We start from the raw sequence: 20163 nt of genomic DNA, 5'->3' as shown, positions 1-20163 counted from the left end.
GACACAACCGGACGTGCCGTCCGGCACGGGAGAGAGGTTCCGCATGTCTGCAGAGGAGACGCGCATCGCGTCCGAGGCCGAGACGGGCGTCCAGCGGCTCAAGCCGAACGCCGTCGGCCTGCTCGGGGTCATGTTCATGGCCGTGGCCACGGCCGCGCCGATCACCGCGATGGTCGGCAACGTCCCGATCGCGATCGGCTTCGGCAGCGGCGCCAACGCGCCCGCCGGCTATCTCGTCGCCACGATCGTGCTCGGGCTCTTCGCGCTCGGCTACTCGGCGATGGCCAAGCACATCACGTCGACCGGCGCCTTCTACGGCTTCATCTCGCACGGCCTCGGCCGCGTCGTCGGCATGGGCGCCGGCGCGCTGACCACGCTCGCGTACGTCGTCTTCGAGGCCGCGCTCGTCGGCATCTTCGCGTTCTTCGCATCGAGCTTCTTCGCCACGCACACGGCGCTCGACATCTCGTGGATCTGGTACGCCCTCGCGATGCTCGCCGTCAACGCGGTGCTGACCTACTTCGACATCAACCTGACCGCCGTCGTCCTCGGCGTCTTCCTGGTCACCGAGATCGTCATGCTCGGCGCGATGACCGTCTCGATCCTGGCGTCCGGCGGCGGCCCGCAGGGCTGGTCGCTCGGCTCGCTCAACCCGCTCAACGCCTTCCACGGTCTCAGCGGCACGGTCACCCACCCGGACACCGGCGCCACGCTGGCCGTCGCCGGCACCGCGGGCATCGGCCTGTTCTTCGCGTTCTGGTCGTGGGTCGGCTTCGAGTCGACCGCGATGTACGGCGAGGAGTCGCGCAACCCGAAGAAGATCATCCCGCTCGCGACCATGCTCTCCGTGCTCGGCATCGGCGGCTTCTACGTGATCGTGTCGTGGTCGGCCATCGTCGGCACCGGCCCCGACAACGCGGTCGCGCTCGCCCAGGACGGCTCCACGGCCGGCCAGATCTTCTTCGGCCCGGTCGAGCAGCACCTGGGCCACTGGGCCGTCGTGCTCTTCGAGTTCCTGCTGATGAGCGGCTCGTACGCGTGCGGCATGGCCTTCCACAACTGCGCGTCGCGCTACATCTACGCGATCGGCCGCGAGGACCTGATCCCCGGCTTCGGCCGGACGCTCGGGGCCGCGCACCCGCGCCACGGCTCGCCGTACCTCGCCGGGTTCGCGCAGACCACCGTCGCCACGCTGATCGTGCTGGCCTTCTACGTCACCGACCGCGACCCGTACGCCCAGCTCTACGCGCTGATGGCGATCCTCGGCACCACCGCGATCCTGATCGTGCAGGCGCTGGCGGCCTTCTCGTGCATCGCCTACTTCCACGTCCAGGGCAAGCACCCCGAGACCGCACACTGGTTCCGCACCTTCACGGCCCCCCTGGTCGGCGGTGTCGGCATGATCTACGTGATCTGGCTGCTCGTCCAGAACGCCGGATTCGCCGCGGGCGCCGCGGCCAGCGACGTCGTCTTCAAGCTGTCGCCGTGGATCGTCGCGGTGGTCGGCCTCGCGGGCCTGGGCTTCGCGCTGTGGGCCAAGCGCTTCGCGCCGGAGCGCTACGACACGATCGGCCGTATCGTCCTCGAGGACACCCAGGAACGTGCGGACGACTGAGGCCGGCGCAACGTCATTCGTTCTGTGGGTCAGAGCCCACGGAACGAATGACGTCAGCTCCGTCGACCCCGTGCCGGGGGAGGGGCGCAGGGCGTACGCTTCAGGGATCGCCAGCTGGGGGTCCCGATGAGCCGTCCGTCGCCGCTCGAACTGGTGGCCGACGTGGCCGCCATCTGCGTCGAGCCCACGCCCGCCGCCGACCGGGCCTCCGCCGTCCTGCAGCGGATCGGCGAGGCGATCCCGCTCGAGGCCGCCGCGCTGTCGACCTTCGACCCGGTCGAGGGGCGGCACTTCACGGTCGCCGAGATCGGCTACAGCGACCCGGTGCTCAGCTACCTCAACGACGGCTTCGTCAACGAGGATCCGGCCTTCCTCACCATGCGCTTCCGCAACCCACGGCCGCTGCGCTGGTGCGACATCCCCAACTACCGGCAGATGTTCAGCGCGCACGAGGTGTTCATCCCCGGCGGCTTCGCCGAGGGCTCCACGACCTGTCTCTTCACCCGCGACGGGCGCTACACCGGGGCGCTGCACCTGAGCTCCGACTCTCCGTTGCCGATCAGCGACTCCGCGATCGAGACGCTCATCGCCCTGCAGCGGGTGATCGCGCCGGTGATGGACGCGATGCGGCCGCCGGAGGGGCACACCTGGACCGACCTCCTCGAGGAAGCCGACGAGGCCGCGCTGCTGACCTCCGACCGACGGCTGGTGACATTGCCCGGGCTGCGCCGCGACAGGTGGCTGGCCGACGACTCGCCGCTGGCCGCCGAGCTGGTGGCACGCGCCGACGGCGCGACCCACCGCTTCGCGTGGGTCTCGCCGACCGGTCGCTGCCATGAGGTACGGCGCACCCGCCTCGCCGCGGGGGTCCTGGTCACGCTGCGCGAGGCGGCTGCGCCGTACCGGCTGTCGCCGCGGGAGGTGCAGGTGCTCACCCTCGTCGCGGCCGGCCTCGGCAATCCCGACATCGGGCTGGCCTTGTCGCTCAGCCCGCGGACGGTGGCGACCCACGTCGAGCACATCCTCGCCAAGCTCGGCTGTGCGACGAGGGTCGCCGCGGCGAGCAAGGCAGTGGCGGAGGAGATCGTCCCGGTGTCCGGGCCGCCCGCCACCCCCACCCTGCTCGTGCGCACCTGAGGCTCCTTCGGTCTCGCGGCGGTCTCAGGCGCCCAGCTCGACCGGCGTGCCGATCGTCCAGCCGCCGTCGACCAGCAGGTTGTCGCCGACGACGTGGTCGGCGAGCGGGCTGGCGAGGAAGAGGACGGCGTTGGCCACGTCCTGCGGGCTCGCCCACCGTCCCCGCGGCGTCTGCGCCGCGAGCGCGTCGTGGGTCGCCTGGTCGTAGAGCGCCGTCATGTGGGTCGTCACGAAGCCCGGCGCGACCGCGTTGACGTTGATGCCGCGACCGGCGTAGTCGAGCGCGACCTGGCGGGTGAAGTTGACGATGGCGCCCTTGGTCGCGCAGTACGCCGCGAAGCCCGGGTTGCCGCGGAAGCCGCTGATCGAGCTGATGTTGACGATCTTGCCGGGGCGCTCGCGGGCGAGCAGGCCGCGCACCATCTCGCGGGTGCAGTGGAAGGTGCCGTCGACGTTGACGAGGAACTGGGTCCGCCAGGTCTCGTCCTCCGTCTCGTGCACGCTGCCCTCGCGCAGCACGCCCGCGTTGTTGACCAGGATGTCCAGGCCGCCGAGCCGCTCGTCGAGCTCGGCGAAGACCGATGCCACGTGCGCGCTGGCCGTGACGTCGAGCTTCACGAACTCCGCCGAGCCGCCCGCGGCGGTCACGACGGCGGTGGTGGTCTCGCCGCCCTCGCGCGCCTCCTCGGTCAGGTCGGCGACGACGACGTGCGCGCCGACCTGGGCGAGCGTGGTGGCGATGGCCCGGCCGATGCCGGAGGAGCCGCCGGTGACGACGGCCTTCTTGCCGCTGAGGTCGATCATTTTCGGGTCCTTCCTTGGGGTCAGTTGGCGCCGCACCAGTCGAGGGCGAGCGAGGCGTAGGTCCGGGCGGCGAGATGCACCTCGTCGATGAGGCAGTACTCGTCGTCCGCGTGCGCGACCCGCAGGTCGCCGGGGCCGTAGCTGATCGCCGGGATGCCGGCCGCGGTGAGGAAGGAGCAGTCCTCGACCGCGCAGAAGCCGGCGACCGGTGGCGGCCCCTGGTACGCCGTCTGGCCCGACACCCGCTCGTGCGCGGCCGCGACGGCGCCGGTGATCGCGAGCCCGGCCTCGCCGGGGTCGTTGGCCGGCCAGTTGAGCTTCCACTCGACGACCGGCGGGTGCTCGCGCAGCCAGCCGTCGGTCTGCGCGATCGCGTGGATCTGCGCCTCGACCTCGGCCTTGACCGTCGCCGGGTCGTCCTGCGGCGGGTACCAGATGCAGTACTCGATGGTCATGTACTCCGACAGGATGAACGGCACGAGCACGCCGTGCGGGCCGCCCTGGACGACGCCCGGGTGGATGGTGAAGTGGCCCGGCGCGAAGAGCGGGTGGGTCTTCGTGAACGCCCACTCCTCCTCCAGTCGCTGCATCGCCTGGAAGACCAGGATCCCCTTGTCGATGGCGTTGACGCCGACGGCGCTGCCGCCGCCACCGGCGCGGATCGTCTGCCCGCGCATCGAGGAGTGCGTCGCCTTGCCCTGCACCGTCACCGAGAACCAGAGCAGGCCGGGCGTCACCGGGATGACGCCGAGGTTGGTCGGGCCGCTCGGCTCGGCCACGACCGCGGCGTCCGCGCGATAGCCGTGCTCGACGGTCGAGGTGACGCCGCACTCGTGGTCCATCACCTCCTCGCCGACGACGGCCTCGACGATCAGGTCGCCCTGGAGCGAGACCCCCGCCCGCTGCAGCGCCTTGACCGCGAACGCCTGGGCGACCAGGCCCGCCTTCATGTCGCTGGCGCCGCGCCCCCAGACCCGGTCGCCGTCGACCTTGCCGGAGAACGGGTCGCCCGAGTCCCAGCGGTCCGGGTTGCCCGGCGGGACGACGTCGACGTGGCCGTTGAAGATGAGCGAGCGGCCGCCGCCGGTGCCCTTGATCGTGCCGACTGCGTTGTCGCGACCCTTCTCGACGGCCCAGTACTCCACGTCCGCGCCGGCGTCCTCGTAGATCTCGCCGACGAGGCGGGAGACGCGGCCCTCGAGGCCGACCACCTCGTCGTACACCTGGCCGGGGTACTTGGGGTTGACGCTCGGGATCGAGATGACCTCCGAGAGCGTGGAGACGAGGTCGTCCTTGAGGGCGTCCACCGCCGCCAGCACGCGGTCGTGGGTCTCCTGCGATGTCATGGTTCAGCTCCGTTCGATGGGGGATTCAGGCGGTGGGGGCGAGCGACGGCTCGGTCCGGGACCTGCCGGCCTCGAAGAGCTCGTCGACGCGACGGCGCTCGTCGTCCGACTGCGGGATCGCGTAGGCCAGGACGACGTACACGACCAGGTTGATGCCGAGCGCCAGGACGCCGCTGGTGAGGCTGCCGAGGCCGGGCATGTCGTCGGGGAACTCCCAGGTCAGGACGGCGGCGACGAGGAAGCCGGTGCACATCGAGGCGAGCGCCGCGATCTTGGTGCCCCGCTTCCAGAACATGCCGAGGAACATCGGCACCGACAGCTGCACGATGCCCTGGTAGGACATCTGCGCCAGCAGCTGGAGCCGCGGATAGTCGAAGGCGATGTAGGCGACGACCGCCGACGACAGCATGTAGACGACCATCGAGCCCTTGGCGACGACCTTCAGCTGGAAGTCGGTGCGCGGGGAGATGACGTGGACGATGTCGTTGGCGATCTGCGCGCCGCAGACCTGCACGCAGCCGTCGATCCAGCCCATGCTCGCCGCGAGGACGATCACCAGCGCCATGCCGAGCAGCCACTGGCCGCCGCGGTCGTAGAGCAGGGTGAACCAGCCGTCCTGCGGGGCGGCGACGACGTCGGTCATCGAGGCGGCGGCGAGCGCGACCAGGGTGAGCATCAGGTAGAAGCCGCCCGCGACGAGCATCGTCTGCAGGGTGCCCTTCTTGACGCTGCGGACGCCCTTGGCGGTGTAGATGCGCTGATAGCTGGTCGGCCAGCACAGCGAGCCGATGACGCCGGTGACGATGAGGGAGAAGAGGTACCAGGGGCCGTAGGTGCCGCCGTCGCCGGGCACGTGGAGCAGCGCGTCGGGCAGGTGCGCGATGGAGCCGAAGCCGGCCGAGTCGGCGGGCCCGAACAAGATGCCGAGGCAGACCAGCGCGGCCAGGCCGTAGGCCACGATGCCCTGCACCAGGTCGGTGATGACCAGGCCGCGCATGCCCATCTGGACGGTCCAGATCTGGCGGACCGCGATCACGCCGACACCGACGATCAGGCAGGTCGTCACCGACCACTGGCCGAAGCTGGCGAAGCGGAAGATGAGTCCCATCGCCTGCATGCCGAGCACGATCCACGGGAACAGGCACACGACGCCGATGGCGCTCGCGATCACGCGGACCGCCTGGGACTGGAAGCGCAGGCCGAGCATGTCGGGCTGGGTCTTGAGGTCGTACCGCTTGCCCCACAGCCAGGCCCGCTCCGCCATCAGGTACATCGCGGTGACGCCGAGCAGCGAGTAGGCGAGGGCGTAGAAGCCGAGCACGCCGGCGCCGACGCTGAGCCCGAAGAAGGCGGTGTACGTCGCGCCGGGCCACCAGGAGTTGGTGTAGGACATCGCGATGTACCAGCTGCTGAAGGAGCGGCCGCCGACCGCGTAGTCGGAGAACGACTTGGCGCTGCGGTTGGTCGCGTAGAGCACGAACACGATGAGCGCGAAGAACGCCGTCAGCATCCCGAGGGTGACGGCCATGGATCCGGTCATGCTGGCCATCAGGCGGCCACCTCCTCGGGCTCCTCGCCCACCTCTCCGCGGATGTTCTCGAAGATCCAGAGCAGCCACACCGCGCCGACGGCGAGGAGGGCGTCGAGGATCCAGTAGGCGACGCTGAACGGCACGCCGAGGATCGTCGTGCTGTTGCCGCTGCCGGCCAGGTAGAGCGGCGGGAACACCGCGAGCAGGATGCTGCTGCCGAACAGCAGCCAGAAGATCGTCATCTTGGTCCGTGACGACATCGCTCGGATGGCGCTTGTCATGGGGTCCTCCAGGGTTCGGTCTGACCGAGATGCCCCGAAACTATGTGCGCTGGATCACGCCCGGTATCGGGTCAGGTGCCCGACCTCCGGCCCCCGCCGTCGCTGGGCATCCGTCAGTTGACGGATGCCCCCGCCTGGGAAACCCGTCCACGCCTCGGACACCGTGGTCGGACCGAACCCGCGCACCGTGCAATGGAGAACCGAGAGGGTGTGCCCGGAATGGGGACGCCGCCACCGTCGTTGGAGGAGTCGTGACCGGACTCGTACTGCTCGTGCTGGCCGTCCTCGCGGCGGCCGGCTTCGGCCTGTACCGCCGCCGGGTCGACGGCCGCTTCACCGACGTCGCTCACCCGGCCGACGTCGCTCACGCCACCCACGCCGCCGAGGTCCCCGCCACCGCGTGGACCACCGTCGCCGACGCCGTCCCCGACGTGGCGCTGGGCGAGCGGGCCACGCTGGTGCAGTTCTCCAGCGCCTTCTGCGCCCCCTGCCGTACGACGCGCGTGGTGCTCGCCGACGTCGCCGGCAAGGTCGACGGCGTGGCGCACGTCGAGATCGACGCCGAGCAGCATCTCGAGCTGGTGCGCGCGCTCGACGTACGGCGCACGCCGACGACGCTGATCCTCGACGGTGCCGGTCACGAGCTGACCCGCGCCGCCGGGGCGCCGCGCCGCGAGCAGGTGCTCGCGGCCCTTCCCTCGCTCCAGGAGACCCGATGACCAGCAGCTCCGGCGGCATCGACCCGCGCGGCCCGCGCTTCACCGCGGCGATCACCCTCGTCGTCTTCGCGGCGGCGCTGCTGCTGTCCGACGCGGCGCCCGGGGTGGCGGCCGTGATCACCGGCGTCCAGGCGGTGCTCTTCGCGATCGGCGCCGGGCTCGGCGTGCAGCGGACGCCGACCGGCGCGCTCTTCCGCACCTTCATCCGCCCGCGCCTCAGCCCGCCCACCGAGCTCGAGGACCCGGCCCCGCCGCGGTTCGCGCAGGCCGTCGGCCTGGTGTTCGCGGTCGTCGCGACGATCGGGTTCGCGACCGGCGTGGTGCTGCTCGGTCAGGTGGCGGCGGCGCTGGCGTTCGTCGCGGCCTTCCTCAACGCGGTGTTCGCGTTCTGCCTGGGCTGCGAGATGTACCTGCTGGGGCTGCGGCTCAGCCGGCGCGCGGCCGCCTGAGTCAGGCGGGCGTCTCCAGCAGCACCGTGAAGGGCCCGTCGTTGACCGACGCGACCTTCATGTCCGCGCCGAACACCCCGCGCTCGACATGCGTGCCGGCCGCCTCGAGCGCCGCGCACACGGCGTCGTACAACGGCTCGCTGACGGGGCCGGGGGCCGCCGCGATCCAGGTGGGACGGCGGCCCTTGCGCGCGTCGCCGTACAGCGTGAACTGCGAGACCATCAGCACCGAGTCGCCCGTCGAGCCGACCGACTCCTCGCCGTCGAGGATCCGGACGTCGCGGATCTTGCGCGCCATCCACGCCACCTCGGCCGCGCCGTCGGTGTGCGTGACGCCGAGGTAGACGAGCAGGCCGGGGCCGTCGATCGCGCCCACGACCGCGCCGTCGACCTCGACGGATGCCGACGACACCCGCTGCAGGACCGCGCGCACGTCAGTAGACCAGGGCCTGGACGCCGTCGCCGAGGGCCTCCTCGACGAACACCGGCGCCCCCGCGATCCGTACGCCGGGCAGCAGGTCGGCCTCGGTCAGCGAGCGGCGGGCGGCGCACTGCGCGCAGACCGTCACCCGCCCCGAGGCGAGGACGGCGTCGATCAGGTCGGGCAGGGGAGTGGCGAGCGGGAGCTCGAGCTCGGCCGCCCGGCCGGGGACCGCGAGCCAGGCCGCCTCGCCGGTCAGCCACAGCGAGACCGGCACCCCGGAGACCGCCGCGGCGCCGGCCACGGTGAAGCCCTGGTTGCAGCGCTCGGGCTCGTCGGCGCCGCAGGTGACCTTGACGACAAGGGTGCGGGACATGCGCCGAGCCTACGCAGCGCGACCCCCGCTACGAGGGCGGGTCTGCCTGTTGCTCGCCTGCTGCGCGGCGACCAACAGGCAGACACGCCCTAGACTCGACCCTCGTGGCCTTCGAACTCCCCGACAACCTGCACCCCAACTGCGGTCCCATCGCCTGGATGCTCGGCACCTGGCGCGGCAACGGTCACGGCGACTACCCCACGATCGAGAAGTTCCAGTTCGGCCAGGAGCTGATCTTCACCCACGACGGCCGGCCGTTCTTCCACTACATGGCGCGCGCCTGGATCGTCGACGAGCAGGGCGAGAAGGTCCGCGACGCGGCGATCGAGACCGGCTTCATCCGGGGCATCGGCGACGGGAAGTTCGAGATCCTGCTGACCCACAACACGGGCATCGCGGAGATCTGGCACGGCGAGGCCGACAACGGCAAGTTCGAGTGGACGACGGACGCCGTCGCGCGCACCGAGACCGCCAAGGACTACGCCGCCGGCAAGCGCCTCTACGGCAACGTCGACGGCGACCTGCTCTACGCCTTCGACATGGCCGCGATGGGCCAGGCGCTCCAGCCCCACCTCTGGGCGAGGCTCAAGCGTGCCTGATGACCAGGACTGGCGGGCCGCCCTTCGCGAGAAGGGCTACCGGCTCACGCCTCAGCGCGAGCTGATCCTGGCCGCGGTCGACGCGCTCGGCCACGCGACGCCCGACGAGGTGCTGGCCCACGTCCAGCAGACCGCGAGCACCATCAACGCCTCCACCGTGTACCGGACGCTCGAGGTCCTCGAGGAGCTCGGCCTGATCCGCCACGCGCACCTGTCCGACCGGGCGCCGACGTACCACTCGACGCGTGGGCACGAGCACTTCCACCTGGTCTGCCGCGGCTGTCGCGAGGTGATCTCGGTCGACGCCGCCGAGGCCGCGTCGTTCGTCGCCGTCCTCCGGGAGAAGGGCTTCGCCCCCGACCTCGGCCACCTCACCGTCTTCGGCCGGTGCGCACAGTGCGAAGGAGAAGCATCATGACCACCGTCCTCACCTACGGCACCTTCGACCTCTTCCACATCGGCCACCTGCGGCTGATCGAGCGCCTCGCCGGACTCGGCGACCGACTCGTCGTCGGCGTCTCGACCGACGAGTTCAACGCCGGCAAGGGCAAGAAGTCCGTCGTCTCCTACGACGACCGCGCGGCCATCGTGGGCGCCGTCAAGGGCGTTGACCTGGTCATCCCCGAGCGCTCGTGGGACCAGAAGCGCGCCGACATCGTCGAGCACGGCGTCGACCTGTTCGTGATGGGCGACGACTGGACGGGGAAGTTCGACGACCTGTCCGACGTTTGCGAGGTGAGGTACCTGCCGCGCACCTCCGGTGTGTCCAGCACGGAGATCAAGGAGATGCTCCGCACGCTCGACCCCGGCCACATCGAGGAGATGCAGGCAGCCCTCGGCACCCTGACCCGACTCCTCGAGCACTACCGGGACCTGACATGACCTCCCCCCTCCTGAACCTTCCGGGCGCCGTCGCCGGCGAGGGCGTCGACGCGCCCGTCGCCGCCCACTACGGCAGCCTGTACGGCGAGCAGCGCGCCCTCGACTCCGGCGAGGGCTTCGTCGACCTCTCCCACCGCGACGTCCTGCGCGTCGCCGGCCCCGACCGGCTGACCTGGCTGCACTCGATCACCACCCAGTACTTCGAGGGGCTCGAGCCCGGCCGCTGGATCAGCGCCCTCATCCTGTCCCCGCAGGGCCACGTCGAGCACGCCTTCACCGGCGTCGACGACGGCGAGGCGTTCACCGCCCACGCCGAGCCGGGCCGCGCCGCCGCGCTCATCGACTTCCTCGAGCGGATGAAGTTCATGATGCGCGTCGAGATCACCGACCTGACGTCCGAGCTCGCCGTCGCCTGGCGCCCGGGGCGCTACGACCTGGTCCCGCGCGACCAGCTCACGGCGTACGCCGAGGCCGCCGGGCCCGCCGCCGGCCTGTGGGCCTTCGAGGCGCTGCGCATCGCCCGCGGCGAGCCGCGCTTCGGCGTCGACACCGACGAGCGGACCATCCCCAACGAGGTCGGCTGGATCGCCGAGCAGCCCTGGGGCGCCGTCCACCTCGACAAGGGCTGCTACCGCGGCCAGGAGACCGTCGCCCGCGTGCACAACCTCGGTCGGCCGCCGCGCCGCCTCACGCTGCTGCACCTGGACGGGTCGGAGAACCGGCTGCCCGCCGTCGGCACCGAGGTGCTGCCGGACGGCGGCGGACGGGCCGTGGGCTTCGTGGGGTCGTCGGCGCGGCACCACGAGCTGGGGCCGATCGCGCTGGCGCTGCTGAAGCGGAACACCGACGTGTCCGCGGCGCTGGTGGTCGACGGGCTGCCGGCCGCGCAGGAGGTCGTGGTCGATCCCGAGGTAGGGCTGCACTTCCGTCCGCAGCGGTGAACGCCGACCCGGCACAAACTGGCTCGCAAAATGCACTGACCCGGCAGAAACTGGCCCGCCAAATGCGCTGACCCGGCAGAAACTTCTGCCGGGTCACGGGGCTGTTCGGGCGGCCGCCCGCTTCGCGTTGAGTCGTGTGCCCGAGAACCCCTGTGGGCGGGTTCTCAGGCACACGACTCCGATCTCGCCGCGCCGCCGGCCGCGCGAAAACGACGATCGGCGTGGATCCGATGAACCTGGTTCATCCGATCCACGCCGATCCGGCGTCGCGGGCTGCGTCAGCCGTTGATCATTCCGGCGCCGACGGTCACGCCGGTCGCCTCGTCGATCAGGACGAACGAGCCGGTGGTGCGGTTCTTCGAGTACGGGTCGCACAGCAGCGGCACCGTGGTGCGCAGCGTGACGCGGCCGATCTCGTTGACGCCCAGCTCCTTGGTCTCCTGGTCGCGGTGCAGCGTATTGACGTCCAGGCGGTACTGGATGTCCTTGACCAGGGCCCGGCCGGTGCGCGTGGTGTGCTTGATGGCCAGCTTCTGCCGCGGCTGCAGCGGAGCGTTGGTCATCCAGCAGATCATCGCGTCGATGTCCTGGCTCGGGGTCGGGGCGTTCTTCACGCGGGCGATCATGTCGCCGCGCGAGACGTCGACGTCGTCCTCGAGGTGGACCGTCACGCTCATCGGCGGGAAGGCCTCGGGGATCTCCTTGTCGAACAGGTCGATCTTGGCGATCTTCGACGTCATGCCCGACGGCAGGACGACGACCTCGTCGCCCGGCTTGAGGACGCCGCCCGCGACCTGGCCCGCGTAGCCGCGGTAGTCGTGGAACTCGTCGGACTTGGGCCGGATGACGTACTGCACGGGGAAGCGGGCGTCGATCAGGTCGCGGTCGGAGGCGACGTGGACGTGCTCGAGGTGGTGCATGAGCGTGGGACCGGAGTACCACGGCATGTTCTCGGAGCGGGTCACCACGTTGTCGCCCTGGAGCGCCGAGATCGGGATGACCTCGAGGTCCGGGACGTTCAGCTTGGTCGCGAACTGGGTGAACTCGGCGTAGATCTTCTCGTAGACGGCCTGGTCGAAGTCGACGAGGTCCATCTTGTTCACGGCCAGCACCAGGTGCGGGACGCGGAGCAGCGAGAGGATGACGGCGTGCCGGCGGGACTGCTCGGTGAGGCCCTGGCGGGCGTCGACGAGGACCAGGCCGAGGTCGGCGGTGGAGGCGCCGGTGACCATGTTGCGCGTGTACTGCACGTGGCCGGGGGTGTCGGCGATGATGAACTTGCGGTTGGGCGTCGCGAAGTAGCGGTAGGCCACGTCGATGGTGATGCCCTGCTCGCGCTCGGAGCGCAGGCCGTCGGTCAGCAGCGCGAGGTCGGTGTAGTCGTAGCCCTTCGCCTCGCTGGTGGCCTCGACCGCCTCGAGCTGGTCCTCGAAGATCGACTTCGAGTCGAGCAGCAGGCGGCCGATCAGGGTCGACTTGCCGTCGTCGACGGAGCCGGCCGTCGCGAACCGCAGCAGGTCCATCGGGCGCTTCTCGGTCTCGGTGCTCATCAGAAGTAGCCCTCCTTCTTGCGGTCCTCCATGGCGGCCTCGGAGAACCGGTCGTCGCCACGGGTGGCGCCGCGCTCGGTGACCCGGGCGACCGCGACCTCGTCGATGATCTCGGGGATGGTGCTGGCGGTGCTCTCGACGCAGCCGGTGAGCGTCAGGTCGCCGACGGTGCGGAACCGGACGGTGCGCTCCTCGACGACCTCGCCGTCGCGCAGCGGGTTGTGCTCGCTCTCGGACAGCAGCATGCCGTCGCGCTGGAAGACCCGGCGCTGGTGCGAGAAGTAGATGCTGGGGATCTCGATGCCCTCGCGGCCGATGTAGTCCCAGATGTCCAGCTCGGTCCAGTTGGAGATCGGGAAGATCCGCATGTGCTCGCCCTCGTGGAGGCGGCCGTTGTAGAGGCTCCAGAGCTCGGGGCGCTGGTTCTTCGGGTCCCACTGGCCGAACTCGTCGCGGTGGGAGTAGACGCGCTCCTTGGCGCGGGCCTTCTCCTCGTCGCGGCGGCCGCCACCGAAGGCGGCGGTGAAGCCGTTCTCCTCGATGGCGTTGAGCAGGGTGCCGATCTGGAGGCGGTTGCGCGAGGTCTTGCCGTCGTCGACGACGACGCCGTCGGCGATCGCCTGCTCGACGCTGGCGACGATCAGCTTGACGCCGAGGCGGTCGACCCAGTTGTCGCGGGTCGCGAGGACCTCGGGGAAGTCGTATCCGGTGTCGACCTGCAGCACCGGGAACGGGATCTTCGCCGGGTAGAACGCCTTCTCCGCCAGGCGCATCATGACGATCGAGTCCTTGCCGCCGGAGAACATCAGCACCGGCTTCTCGAACTCGGCCGCGACCTCGCGGAAGATGTGGATCGACTCGGCCTCGAGCTGGTCGAGCTGGCTGAGGCGGTAGTCGCTGTGCACTGTCACGCGGACGGCCCATCCCTTCTAGAACACGTTCTCATCGAACCTCGGGCTCGCCCATCGTGCCATGCGGAACCTTGCACCCCGACATTCTGACGGTCGCGATAGACAAATCGACGAGTTCGGCCCTCCGAGGGCCTACGCTGCGGGCGTGGCAGCCGACTTCGTCGCCCGTCTGGGCTCGCGCGGATCGGTCCCCGGCGAGGTGCACTCGACCTGGGACCTCCCCGCGTACGTCGGCGCGCTGGCCCGTCCGGTCACCGACGACGAGGTCGAGCGGATCGTGCGGCGCGCCCGGGCGGTTCGCCGTACCGACCCCGACCGGCTGACCGCGATCCTGGCCGCGCTCGCCGACCCGCCGGTCGGCGAGCTCAACAAGGCCCGGCTCGGCGCGGCCGCGGGCATCCCGCCCACCACCGTCGGCCCGTACGTCGACGTGCTCGTCGAGCTCGGCGTCGTCCAGCTGCTCCCGGGCTGCCGCTCGTCGGCCGCGAAGCGCGCGATCGGCCGCCCCCGCGCCGTGTACGCCGACCCGTCCCTCGCCCGCCACCTGTACGGCGTCCCGGCCGAGCAGCTCGCCGAGTTCGGCGGCCGCCGTCGGCTGACCCCGCTGCTGGTCGGCCTGGTCGCCGCCGAGCTGCTGCGCCAGCGGGCGACCAGCGCCGTCGACTACCGGCTCAGCTACCTGCGCGAGCGCAACGGGCTGGCCGTCGATCTCGTCGTCGAGCTGCGCGACGACACCTGCTACGGCCTCGAGGTCCGCACCGCAGCCAGCCTGCGGCCGCACCAGTTCGCGGGCCTGCAGGCGCTGGAGCGGCGGGCCGGGAGCCGGTTCCGCGGCGGCGTCGTCCTCAACACCGCGGCGACCGGTCATCAGTACGGCCCACGGCTGTGGGGCCTGCCGATCTCGGCCCTGTGGGACTGGGACCAGGGACAGCCGCGCCGCTGAGCGGTCACCCGCCGGTCATGTCGTTGTCCTGACAGGTTCAGCCGCGCGCCCTAGCCTCGCGCCATGAAGATCGCCGTGGTGGGCGCCGGCTACGTGGGCCTGTCCAACGCCGTCCTGCTGGCCCGTCAGCACGACGTCACCGTCATCGACGTCGACGCCGACCGGGTGGACGCCGTCAACGCGGGGCGCTCGCCGATCATCGACCGCGAGCTCGAGGACCACCTCGCCCGCGGCGGCCTCTCGCTCACCGCGACCCGCGACCGCCGCGCGGCGTACGCCGACGCGACGTACGTCGTGGTCGCGACGCCGACCAACTACGACCCCGACACCAACCGCTTCGACACCTCCTCTGTCGAGCGGGTCACCGCGCAGGCGCTGGACGTCAACCCGGCCGCGACGATCGTGATCAAGTCGACCGTGCCCGTCGGCTACACGGCCACGCTGCGCGAGCGGCACCCCGGCGCGTCGATCCTGTTCAGCCCCGAGTTCCTGCGCGAGGGCCAGGCGCTCCACGACAACCTGCACCCGTCGCGGATCGTCGTCGGCTCCGACACGAGCGAGGGCCACCTCTTCGCCAAGCTGCTCAGCGAGGCGGCCGAGGAGGAGGACGTCCCGGTGCTCTTCACCGGGTCCACCGAGGCCGAGGCGATCAAGCTCTTCGCCAACACCTACCTCGCGCTGCGCGTGGCCTACTTCAACGAGCTCGACACCTACGCCGCCCACCACGGGCTCGACGCCCGGCAGGTGATCGACGGCGTCGGGCTCGACCCGCGGATCGGCACGCACTACAACAACCCGTCCTTCGGGTACGGCGGCTACTGCCTGCCCAAGGACACCCGCCAGCTGCAGGTCAACTACGACGCCGTCCCGCAGAACCTGATCAGCGCGATCGTCGAGGCGAACACCACCCGCAAGGAGTTCATCGCCGACGACGTCCTGCGGCGCGAGCCGAAGGTGGTCGGGATCTACCGGCTCACCATGAAGGCCGGCTCCGACAACTTCCGCGAGTCGGCCGTGCAGGGTGTGATGAAGCGGATCAAGGCGCGCGGGGTGAAGGTGATCGTCTTCGAGCCGGAGCTCGAGCAGAAGCGGTTCTTCAACTCGAAGGTGATCCGGGACCTCGACGAGTTCAAGGCCAAGGCCGACGTGATCATCGCCAACCGTCGTACCGACGTGCTCGACGACGTGGCGGAGAAGGTCTACACGCGCGACATCTACGGTCGCGACTGACGCGACCCGAGGTCAGCGGCGGGTGGTGGGCGTGAGCCGCTCGCGCTCGATGCGGAAGGGCGTGTCGTCGGCGGCCGCACGCGCGACCCCGAACGTGAACAGCGCGGCAGCGGCCACCCAGATGGTTCCGACGCTCACCAGCAGTTCCATGACGACCTCCTTGGACGTGCCACCACGGTACCCAGCCGCTGGTGGCGGACACGTCATCTGAATGGTCGACGTCGCCATGGCCTGGTCGGACTATCCGGCCGGGACGAAGGGCCCGCTCCTCAGTCGTCGGCAGGCGTGTCGGACGTCGTCGGCGTGAGGTCGCGACCGGGGCGGGCGGTGCCGAAGGACTCGATCTCGGCCACCGTCGGCGCGCCGAACATGGGCAGGTCGTTGCGCCGGCGGATCAGGCCCCACACGAACGGCAGCAGCACCAGCATCGCGACGCCGATCGCCGCGACCAGGACCGCCTCCGCGGTCTCGTGACCCTCGCCGAAGGGGTGCAGGCCCGCCTTGAACAGCAGGGCGACGCCGGACATGGTCAGCACGATGACGATGCCGCGGCGGATGTAGGACTGCGGCACGCTCGGCGCCAGCCGCGAGCCGAGCAGGGTGCCGGGCACCGAGCCGATGATGAGCGGGATGACGAGGTCCCACTCCAGGCCGTGGATGGCGATATTGGCCAGCGCCGCGCTGAGCACGAGCGGAACGGCCTGGACCAGGTCGGTGCCGACGAGCCGCACCGGCGGCAGGCCGGGGTAGAGCATGAGCAGCGCGATCATGATGACCGAGCCGGAGCCGACGCTGGTGACGCCGACCAGCAGGCCGCCGAGCATGCCGACGAGCAGCGTCGGGACGGGGCGGATCCGCGGGTTGTGGTCGGGCAGCGCACCGCCACGACGTACCCGGCGCAGGTTGATGTAGAGCCGCAGCGCGTACGTCGACGCGGCGAACAGCAGCGCGATGCCGATGCAGAGCTTGAGGGTCTTCTCGAGCTCGGTCGGGTCGTTGGTGAGCGCCTTGACCAGCCACGGCCCGATGAACGCCATCGGCACCGAGCCGAGGATCAGCCAGCCGGCCAGACGCAGGTGGGGCGAGCCCTCCTTGGCGTGGGTGAGCGCGCCGCCGGTCTTGTAGACCGCGGCCGCGGTCAGGTCGGCGGTCACGATCGCCGAGGTGTGGCCGACGCCGAGGAAGATCAGCGCCGGCGTCATCAGTGCGCCGCCGCCCATGCCGGTGAGGCCGACCACGATGCCGACGAGGAAGCCGGCGGCCGCGATGGAGAGCGCGGTCAGGGTGAGGATGTCGTTCATCTACTCGCCTGTCTGTGGCAGGGCCAGCCGGCGGAGCACGGACTGGAGAAGGTCGTCGATCTGGTTCGCGGACACCTCGGCCGCGGCCTTGCCGCGGCGGTAGGGGTCGCGGATGTCGTGGTGCTCGGCGGTGCCCGCGCGGCGGTGGCCGGCCGCGGTGACCAGCTCGGCGCCGTGCAGTGACGGGTCGACCCGGTCGATGGACTCGGCGAACTGGCCGAGCGTGAACGCCTTGCGGAAGGCGTTGGGCGCCTCCTCGAGGACGAACGCCCGGTGCGCCGCCTCGGCGGTGAGCACCAGGTCGGCCGCGTCGACCAGGTCGTCGGTCAGCGGCCGGCTGGCGAAGCCGGCGATCAGGTCGGCGCTCACGCCGCGCTCGGCGAGCACGCCCGCCATCACCTTGTCGACGGGGTGGGCGTTGAAGCCGTGGGTGCCGGCGCTGGCGAACTCGATGCCGGCGTCGGGCCCGGCGAGCTGGCGCGAGCGCAGCTCCATGTACGGCGAGCGGCAGATGTTGGCGGTGCACACGAAGAGCACCCGCAGCGGGGTCGCCTCGATCCGGCCGGCCGGCTCGGCCGGCGGCGTCGGCTCGGGCAGCGGCGGCTCCGCGACGACGATCGGCTCGGTCACGCGCGCGGCCGGCGCCGTGGCCGGGCCGGCGCTGAGGTCGAGGTAGCCCGCCGTCCGCAGTGCGTCGACGACGTCGCCGAGCGCGTCGTCGATGGTGCGGCCGGTGGTGTCGACCCGGACGTTGGCGTCGAAGGGCTCCTCATAGGGGGAGGAGATGCCGGTGAACTCGGGGATCTCGCCGCGGCGCGCCTTGGCGTAGAGGCCCTTGCGGTCGCGCCGCTCGCACTCCTCGAGCGGGGTCGCGACGTGGACCAGGAAGAAGGCGCCGCCGGCCTGCTCGACCATCGCCCGCACCTGCTGGCGGGTCGCGTCGAAGGGTGCGATCGGGCTGCACACCGCGACGCCGCCGTGGCGGGCGATCTCGGCCGCCACCCAGCCGATGCGGCGGATGTTGGTCTCGCGGTCCTCCTTGGAGAACGTCAGCCCGGCCGACAGGTTGCGGCGCACGACGTCGCCGTCGAGGCTGGTCACGGTGCGGCCGCCCTGCTCGAGGAGCCGGTCCATCAGCGCCTGCGCCAAGGTCGACTTGCCGCTGCCGGACAGGCCGGTGAAGAAGAGGACGAGGCCCTGCTCGCCGGGGCGCGGGCGCTCGGCGCGGGCGATGTCGGCGAGCTCGGGGAGCACGTGGCCGCCGTAGGTCAGCTCGACGACGGGATCGCCGTCGGCGTAGGACCTCAGCACCGAGATCCGCAGCGCCGGGTCGGCCAGCGAGCCGTGGTCGGCGAGCGGGCAGGCGACCACGTCGGCGCCGATCAGGTCGGCCACCCGCAGCGTGGCGCGCAGCAGGGCGACCGGGCTGACCCCGGGCATGCCGGCGCCGACCAGCGCGACGAGCACCACCGGGCCGAGGCGGCGCAGCTGCTCGAGCTGGACGTCGGTGACCAGGTCGGTGACGGGCACGAAGGTGCGCCCGGCGTACTGACGGCGGACCTCGGCCGGCGCGACGTACAGCCGGCGGAACGGGCCGTGCTGCGCGTGCGTCAGCGGCGTGACGGCCAGCCCGCGCAGCGTGCTCGCGACCCGCGCGAGGGGGAGCCCCTCGGGATCGACCAGCTCGATCTCCTCGCCCTGGCTCAGGTGCGTGCGCAGCTCGCCCGGGAGCGAGAGCGTGATCGGGCTGCCCGGCTCGTTGAAGCCGAGGATCGGCGCCGCCGCGCCGGAGACGAGCAGCTCGAGGTCGTCGAGCTCCCGCGGCGTCGGGCAGTGCTGAGGGAGGGGCGGGCGGGACACAGGGGTGATCGTACAGAGTCGAGTGAGTTGATCCGCTTTCAACAGTGGATGGTGGACCCTGTCGCGCAGCCCGGGAGATAGGCCGTGTGAACGACTTCACGCACCTCCCGCTTGCAACATGCTAACTATTGCTAGCACCATGGTGCCCATGGCTAAGGGCAAGGTCGGGAAGACCGTCGGGTCGCTCGGTGACTACCTCAAGGAGCAGCGGACCTCCGCTCGTCTCTCCCTGCGGCAGCTCGCCGACCAGGCGGGCGTCTCGAACCCCTACCTGAGCCAGATCGAGCGTGGGCTTCGCAAGCCGTCGGCCGAGGTGCTTCAGCAGATCGCCAAGGCCCTTCGGATCTCCGCGGAGCAGCTCTACATCAGGGCCGGGATCCTCAGCCCCGATGACGGCGTGGGGGGATCGGTCGAGCTCGCGATTCTGGGCGACACCGGTCTCACCGAGCGGCAGAAGCAGTCGCTCCTCGATGTCTACGCATCGTTCCTCGCGCTCAACGCGGTCGACACGGAGGCCACGCCCCAGGCCGCGGAGGCGCCGAACAACGCGCCGACCACTACCGAGACGGACTCCGACGCCGTCACTGACGAAGGGTGAAAACCAACAATGCCGAAGCTTGAGCTCCCCAAGATCGAGATCCCCAGCATCGACCTCACGAAGGTCGAGCTGCCCGAGATCCCGGCGTCCGCCACCAAGCCGCTCTACGCCGGTGTCGGCGTGACCGACCTGGCGGTCGAGAAGGTCCGCACCTACGTCGCCGACGTCCAGGCCAAGGTCACGGCCTACGTCAGCGACGTCCAGAAAGACGTCACCGCCCGCGTCGCCGGCGTCCAGAGCACCGTCCAGAGCACCGTCAAGGGCTTCGAGCTCCCCGAGCCGAAGTCGCTGCAGGGCAAGGCCGTCAGCACCCTCGTCGAGTTCCAGGCCGACGCCAAGGCCCTCCCGGCCAAGGTCCAGAGCTCGGTCAAGGGCGCCTACGACGAGAACGTCGCCGTCGCGACCGCCCTCTACGCCGACCTCGCCAAGCGCGGCGAGAGCGTCGTCGTCAAGCTCCGCTCCGGTGAGGCCCCGGCCGCTCCGGTGAAGAAGGCCCCCGCCAAGAAGGCTCCGGCCGCCAAGAAGGCCCCGGCCGCGAAGAAGGCCCCGGCCAAGAAGGCGCCCGCGAAGAAGGCTCCCGCCAAGAAGGCTCCGGCCGCCAAGAAGGTGGCCCCGGCCGCCCCGGCCGCCCCGGTCGCGCAGGCCACCCTGCCCGGCACCGAGGCCTGA

23 protein-coding genes are annotated in these 20163 nt (G+C 71.0%); 12 read left to right on the top strand and 11 right to left on the bottom strand.

What is annotated here, in order from left to right; all coding sequences use genetic code 11:
* Positions 1–43 precede the first annotated feature (43 nt).
* Together AB4880_RS01535 and AB4880_RS01530 are read left to right on the top strand one after the other, a co-directional pair.
* Positions 44–1615, top strand: a complete 1572-nt coding sequence (locus tag AB4880_RS01535) for an APC family permease (protein WP_367917435.1) — start codon at positions 44–46, stop codon at positions 1613–1615.
* Between the two features lie 126 nt (positions 1616–1741).
* Positions 1742–2752, top strand: a complete 1011-nt coding sequence (locus AB4880_RS01530) for a response regulator transcription factor (RefSeq protein WP_367917434.1) — start codon at positions 1742–1744, stop codon at positions 2750–2752.
* A 24-nt stretch (positions 2753–2776) separates the two neighbouring features.
* Here AB4880_RS01530 and AB4880_RS01525 read toward each other — a convergent pair whose 3' ends face one another.
* From AB4880_RS01525 to AB4880_RS01510, 4 genes are read right to left on the bottom strand one after another with little or no spacing between them, the layout of a single operon-like run.
* A complete protein-coding gene (locus AB4880_RS01525; protein WP_367917433.1) occupies positions 2777–3556 on the bottom strand; it encodes an SDR family NAD(P)-dependent oxidoreductase in 780 nt (259 codons plus the stop codon).
* Between the two features lie 20 nt (positions 3557–3576).
* Entirely contained in the window at positions 3577–4902 is a 1326-nt protein-coding gene (locus tag AB4880_RS01520; protein WP_367917432.1) for a M20 family metallopeptidase, read from the bottom strand.
* 25 nt (positions 4903–4927) lie between these two features.
* Positions 4928–6451 (bottom strand): sodium:solute symporter family protein, encoded by a 1524-nt coding sequence (locus tag AB4880_RS01515; protein ID WP_367917431.1) that lies wholly within the window; start codon positions 6449–6451, stop codon positions 4928–4930.
* Positions 6451–6693, bottom strand: a complete 243-nt coding sequence (locus AB4880_RS01510) for a hypothetical protein (protein ID WP_367917430.1) — start codon at positions 6691–6693, stop codon at positions 6451–6453. The genes AB4880_RS01515 and AB4880_RS01510 overlap by 1 nt, the downstream gene beginning before the upstream one ends.
* Before the next feature lie 272 nt (positions 6694–6965).
* On the opposite strand from AB4880_RS01510, the gene AB4880_RS01505 reads away from it, so the two are divergent.
* The gene (locus tag AB4880_RS01505; RefSeq protein WP_367917429.1) at positions 6966–7433 is read left to right on the top strand and encodes a TlpA family protein disulfide reductase; all 468 of its coding nucleotides are present in this window, start codon (positions 6966–6968) and stop codon (positions 7431–7433) included.
* On the top strand, positions 7430–7882 hold the full coding sequence (locus tag AB4880_RS01500) for a DUF4395 domain-containing protein (RefSeq protein WP_367917428.1): 453 nt from the start codon (positions 7430–7432) through the stop codon (positions 7880–7882). Before AB4880_RS01505 ends, AB4880_RS01500 begins: the two co-directional genes overlap by 4 nt.
* 1 nt (position 7883) lies before the next feature.
* Here AB4880_RS01500 and dtd read toward each other — a convergent pair whose 3' ends face one another.
* A complete protein-coding gene (gene dtd, locus AB4880_RS01495; protein WP_367917427.1) occupies positions 7884–8315 on the bottom strand; it encodes a D-aminoacyl-tRNA deacylase in 432 nt (143 codons plus the stop codon).
* Between the two features lies 1 nt (position 8316).
* Positions 8317–8679 carry a DsrE family protein gene (locus AB4880_RS01490; RefSeq protein WP_367917426.1) on the bottom strand — a complete coding sequence of 121 codons (363 nt, stop codon included), beginning with the start codon at positions 8677–8679 and terminating at the stop codon, positions 8317–8319.
* A gap of 104 nt (positions 8680–8783) precedes the next feature.
* Between AB4880_RS01490 and AB4880_RS01485 the strand changes: the two genes are divergently transcribed.
* From AB4880_RS01485 to ygfZ, 4 genes are read left to right on the top strand one after another with little or no spacing between them, the layout of a single operon-like run.
* Positions 8784–9278, top strand: a complete 495-nt coding sequence (locus tag AB4880_RS01485; RefSeq protein WP_367917425.1) for a heme-binding beta-barrel domain-containing protein — start codon at positions 8784–8786, stop codon at positions 9276–9278.
* Complete coding sequence (locus AB4880_RS01480) at positions 9271–9696, top strand: Fur family transcriptional regulator (protein WP_367917424.1); 426 nt, start codon at positions 9271–9273, stop codon at positions 9694–9696. Before AB4880_RS01485 ends, AB4880_RS01480 begins: the two co-directional genes overlap by 8 nt.
* Positions 9693–10160 (top strand): adenylyltransferase/cytidyltransferase family protein, encoded by a 468-nt coding sequence (locus tag AB4880_RS01475; RefSeq protein WP_367917423.1) that lies wholly within the window; start codon positions 9693–9695, stop codon positions 10158–10160. The genes AB4880_RS01480 and AB4880_RS01475 overlap by 4 nt, the downstream gene beginning before the upstream one ends.
* Positions 10157–11101, top strand: coding sequence for a CAF17-like 4Fe-4S cluster assembly/insertion protein YgfZ (gene ygfZ / locus AB4880_RS01470; RefSeq protein WP_367917422.1), 945 nt, complete (start codon positions 10157–10159; stop codon positions 11099–11101). The genes AB4880_RS01475 and ygfZ overlap by 4 nt, the downstream gene beginning before the upstream one ends.
* Before the next feature lie 278 nt (positions 11102–11379).
* On the opposite strand, the gene AB4880_RS01465 is transcribed toward ygfZ, so the two are convergent.
* Together AB4880_RS01465 and cysD are read right to left on the bottom strand one after the other, a co-directional pair.
* A complete protein-coding gene (locus AB4880_RS01465) occupies positions 11380–12651 on the bottom strand; it encodes a sulfate adenylyltransferase subunit 1 (RefSeq protein WP_367917421.1) in 1272 nt (423 codons plus the stop codon).
* On the bottom strand, positions 12651–13556 hold the full coding sequence (gene cysD, locus AB4880_RS01460; RefSeq protein WP_367917451.1) for a sulfate adenylyltransferase subunit CysD: 906 nt from the start codon (positions 13554–13556) through the stop codon (positions 12651–12653). Before cysD ends, AB4880_RS01465 begins: the two co-directional genes overlap by 1 nt.
* A gap of 151 nt (positions 13557–13707) precedes the next feature.
* Between cysD and AB4880_RS01455 the strand changes: the two genes are divergently transcribed.
* Together AB4880_RS01455 and AB4880_RS01450 are read left to right on the top strand one after the other, a co-directional pair.
* Positions 13708–14505 (top strand): DUF4143 domain-containing protein, encoded by a 798-nt coding sequence (locus tag AB4880_RS01455; RefSeq protein WP_367917420.1) that lies wholly within the window; start codon positions 13708–13710, stop codon positions 14503–14505.
* A 63-nt stretch (positions 14506–14568) separates the two neighbouring features.
* Positions 14569–15735, top strand: coding sequence for a nucleotide sugar dehydrogenase (locus AB4880_RS01450; RefSeq protein ID WP_367917419.1), 1167 nt, complete (start codon positions 14569–14571; stop codon positions 15733–15735).
* A 12-nt stretch (positions 15736–15747) separates the two neighbouring features.
* Here the strand turns inward: AB4880_RS01450 and AB4880_RS01445 are convergent, their stop codons facing one another.
* The 3 genes from AB4880_RS01445 to cysC form a co-directional block, all read right to left on the bottom strand.
* Positions 15748–15885, bottom strand: coding sequence for a hypothetical protein (locus AB4880_RS01445; RefSeq protein ID WP_367917418.1), 138 nt, complete (start codon positions 15883–15885; stop codon positions 15748–15750).
* A 119-nt stretch (positions 15886–16004) separates the two neighbouring features.
* On the bottom strand, positions 16005–17036 hold the full coding sequence (locus AB4880_RS01440; RefSeq protein WP_367917417.1) for a sulfite exporter TauE/SafE family protein: 1032 nt from the start codon (positions 17034–17036) through the stop codon (positions 16005–16007).
* A complete protein-coding gene (cysC, locus tag AB4880_RS01435) occupies positions 17037–18896 on the bottom strand; it encodes an adenylyl-sulfate kinase (RefSeq protein ID WP_367917416.1) in 1860 nt (619 codons plus the stop codon).
* Positions 18897–19044: 148 nt separating this feature from the next.
* Between cysC and AB4880_RS01430 the strand changes: the two genes are divergently transcribed.
* Both AB4880_RS01430 and AB4880_RS01425 read left to right on the top strand, forming a co-directional pair.
* The gene (locus AB4880_RS01430; protein ID WP_367917415.1) at positions 19045–19494 is read left to right on the top strand and encodes a helix-turn-helix domain-containing protein; all 450 of its coding nucleotides are present in this window, start codon (positions 19045–19047) and stop codon (positions 19492–19494) included.
* A 9-nt stretch (positions 19495–19503) separates the two neighbouring features.
* Positions 19504–20163 carry a hypothetical protein gene (locus tag AB4880_RS01425; RefSeq protein ID WP_367917414.1) on the top strand — a complete coding sequence of 220 codons (660 nt, stop codon included), beginning with the start codon at positions 19504–19506 and terminating at the stop codon, positions 20161–20163.

The organism is Nocardioides ginsengisoli (genome assembly GCF_039537225.1).
Lineage (GTDB): Bacteria > Actinomycetota > Actinomycetes > Propionibacteriales > Nocardioidaceae > Nocardioides > Nocardioides ginsengisoli.
Note: the sequence above shows the minus strand (reverse complement) of the source record. Positions and strands in the feature narration are given on the sequence as shown.